Origin of the sequence: Protofrankia sp. CiP1_Cm_nod1, from assembly GCF_920888515.1 — a bacterium.
In the GTDB taxonomy this organism is placed as follows: Bacteria; Actinomycetota; Actinomycetes; order Frankiales; family Frankiaceae; genus Protofrankia.
Window position 1 is genome coordinate 1 of sequence record NZ_CAKKTM010000358.1, and the last position, 3386, is coordinate 3386.

3 protein-coding genes are annotated in these 3386 nt (G+C 72.6%); all 3 read left to right on the forward strand.

Annotated elements, in window-relative coordinates:
* Window positions 1–1269 (forward strand): leucyl aminopeptidase (locus NBX02_RS16195; protein ID WP_250292041.1); only part of this gene is annotated, 1269 nt, incomplete at its 5' end.
* A gap of 153 nt (window positions 1270–1422) precedes the next feature.
* Window positions 1423–2805, forward strand: a complete 1383-nt coding sequence (lpdA, locus tag NBX02_RS16200) for a dihydrolipoyl dehydrogenase (protein WP_250286854.1) — start codon at window positions 1423–1425, stop codon at window positions 2803–2805.
* A gap of 280 nt (window positions 2806–3085) precedes the next feature.
* Window positions 3086–3386: biotin/lipoyl-containing protein (locus NBX02_RS16205; RefSeq protein WP_445548473.1), on the forward strand; the 301-nt coding region annotated here is incomplete at its 3' end.

Below are 3386 nucleotides of genomic sequence, written 5' to 3' on the forward strand. Positions count from 1 at the left end.
ACGCTGCGCCGCGCGGCCGGGGCGGCCATGCGCGCGCTCGCCGGCACCAGCCGGGTGGCCACCACCCTCGCCCTCGTCGCCGGCACCCCCGGGCCGGCGCGGCTGCGCGCCGTGGCCGAGGGATCGCTGCTCGGCGCCTACGCCTTCCGGGAGTTCCGGGCCACGTCCGCGGACGACCACCGTCTGCCCGTGAGCGAAATCACATTCGTGGTGGACGACGTGTCCCAGGCCGCCGCCGACGACGCGGTGCGCCGGGCCGGCGTCGCGGTGGAGTCCGTGGCGCTCGTCCGCGACCTCGTCAACACCCCGCCCGGGCATCTGCCGCCGGCGACGTTCGCCGAGATCGCGGCCCGGCGCGCGGGCGAGGTGGGCGTCACCGTCGACGTGCTCGACGAGCGGGCGCTGGCCGACGGCGGGTTCGGCGGCATCCTCGGGGTGGGCCAGGGCTCGGTGAACCCGCCCCGCCTCGTCCGCCTGGAGTGGCGCCCGGCCGGTTCGCCGGCCGCCGAGCGGCCCGCGCTCACCCTCGTCGGCAAGGGCATCACGTTCGACTCGGGCGGCCTGTCGCTGAAGCCCGCGGGCGCGATGGAGTGGATGAAGACCGACATGGCGGGGGCCGCCTCGGTGCTCGCGACGCTCGTCGCGGCGGCCCGGCTGAACCTGCCGGTCCGCCTCGTCGGCTGGCTGCCGCTGGCGGAGAACATGCCCTCGGGCGGGGCGATCCGGCCGGGCGACGTCCTGGCCCTGCGCGGCGGCACCCGGGTGGAGGTGCTCAACACCGACGCGGAGGGACGCCTGGTCCTCGGTGACGCCCTCGCCCGCGCCGCCGAGGAGTCCCCCGCCCTGATCGTGGACGTCGCCACGCTCACCGGCGCGCAGATCGTCGCCCTGGGGCAGCGCACCGCCGGGGTGATGGGCCGCGGCGGCGGGGTCGACCGGGTCGTCGCGGCCGCCCGCGACAGCGGCGAGGCGGTGTGGCCGATGCCACTGCCGCCGGAGCTGCGCAAGGTGCTCGACTCGGCCGTCGCCGACCTGGCCAACGTCGCCGGTGGCGGCGGCCGGGAGGGCGGCATGCTCGTCGCCGCCCACTTCCTGAGCACCTTCGTGCCCGAGGACGTCCCCTGGGCGCACATCGACATCGCCGGGCCGTCCTGGAACGGCGGCGAACCGTACGGGCACACCCCCAGGGGCGGCACCGGGGTGATCGTCCGGACCCTGCTCCAACTCGCCGAGAACGTTGCCGGCAACCAGCGGCCGGACGTCCGGTGAACCAACTACCAGCGGGTAACGGGCACCGCACGGAAGTAGCCCGATGAAATACCGGCGTCATGCACCACAGTCGCGGCGGACCTCCGACGCCGCACTGAGGTGACATGAAAGACTGAACGCATCCTAACCAGTCAACGAGAAGGGACACCTGGCGTGGTGGACTCTGCGGCGGGTCCCGTCGACCTGGTCATCCTCGGCGGCGGCAGTGGCGGTTACGCGACGGCTCTGCGTGCCGCGGAGCTCGGCCTGACCGTTTCTCTGATCGAGAAGGACAAGCTGGGGGGAACGTGCCTGCATCGCGGGTGCATTCCGACCAAGGCGCTGCTGCACGCGGCGGAGGTCGCGGACAATATTCACGAAAGCGGTAGTTTCGGGATTCTGTCGACCTTCGAGGGAATCGACATCGCGAAGGTCAACTCCTACAAGGACTCGGTGGTCAGCAAGCTTTACCGCGGGCTGACCGGCCTGGTGAACACCCGTGGCATCGAGTTCGTCGAGGGCTACGGACGACTCGTGTCACCAACATCCGTCGCCGTGGGCGACAGGGTAGTCACCGGACGCCACGTCGTGCTGGCGACCGGGTCGCAGTCGAAGTCGCTGCCGGGCCTGGAGGTCGACCACCACCAGGTGATCACCAGCGACGACGCCCTCCGGCTCGACCGGGTGCCGGCATCCGCCGTGGTGCTCGGCGCCGGCGCGATCGGCTGCGAGTTCGCCTCGGTGTGGCGCTCCTTCGGCGCCGAGGTGACCATCGTCGAGGCCCTGCCCCACCTGGTGCCGCTGGAGGAGGAGTCCAGCTCCAAGCTGCTGGAGCGGGCCTTCCGCCGGCGCGGCATCAAGCAGCACCTCGGCGCCCGGTTCGCCGGTGTGAAGACCACCGACGAGGGTGTCACGGTGGCCCTCGAGGACGGCACGACCATCGAGGCCGAGCTGCTGCTGGTGGCGGTCGGGCGCGGGCCGGTGTCGGAGGGGCTGGGCTACGAGGAGGTCGGCATCGCGACGGACCGCGGGTACGTCCTCGTCGACCACCAGCTGCGCACCAACGTGCCGACCGTCTCCGCCATCGGCGACCTGCGCCCCGGCCTCCAGCTCGCCCACGTCGGCTTCGCCGAGGGGATCTTCCTCGCCGAGAGCCTGGCCGGGCTGGACCCGGCGCCGGTCGACTACGACAACATCCCGCGGGTCACCTACTCGCACCCCGAGGTGGCCTCGGTCGGTCTGACCTCGGCCGCGGCGGAGCAGCGGTACGGGGACATCGTCACCCAGACCTATGACCTGGCGGGCAACGGCAAGGCGCAGATCCTGCAGACCGCCGGCGCGGTGACGCTCGTGGCCGTGCCCGACGGCCCGGTGGTGGGCGTCCACATCGTCGGCGACCGGGCTGGCGAGCTGATCGCCGAAGCCCAGCTGATCACCAGCTGGGAGGCGCTGCCCGCCGAGGTGGCCCAGCTCATCCACCCGCACCCGACGTTGTCCGAGTCCATCGGTGAGGCGCATCTGGCGCTGGCCGGCAAGCCGCTGCACTCCCACAACTGACAGTCAGCACAGTCAACCGACCGATCGGGGGCCACGGATGCGCGACGCCGGCCACCGCCGCACACCCCCCGCCCCACTGGTAGTCACCAGGGCCCGCGGGTACACGACAGACACCATGATCGTGTACCCGCCCGCCCACCAGCCATCAGGGCCTGCGATGACGCGGCGGCAGGTGCCCGCCGCGTCATCGCAGGCCCTCCGAGTCGCCCCGCACCCATCGCGTTCGTAGCCGTTGCCCGTCGTCCACGGTCGGTCGGACGCCGCAAAGGAGCCCTACCCCATGTCTGTGTCCGTCACGATGCCCCGTCTGGGTGAGAGCGTGTCCGAGGGCACCGTCACCCGCTGGCTGAAGAAGGAAGGCGAGCGCGTCGAGGCCGACGAGCCGCTCCTCGAGGTCAGTACGGACAAGGTCGACACCGAGATCCCCGCACCCGCGTCCGGCGTGATCAGTGCCATCCGGGTGGCCGAGGACGAAACGGTCGAGGTCGGCGTCGAACTCGCCGTCATCGACGAGGGCGGCACGGCGGTGGCCGCCGCTCCGGCGGCCACCGCCGCACCCGCACCCGCCCCGGCCGCCCCCC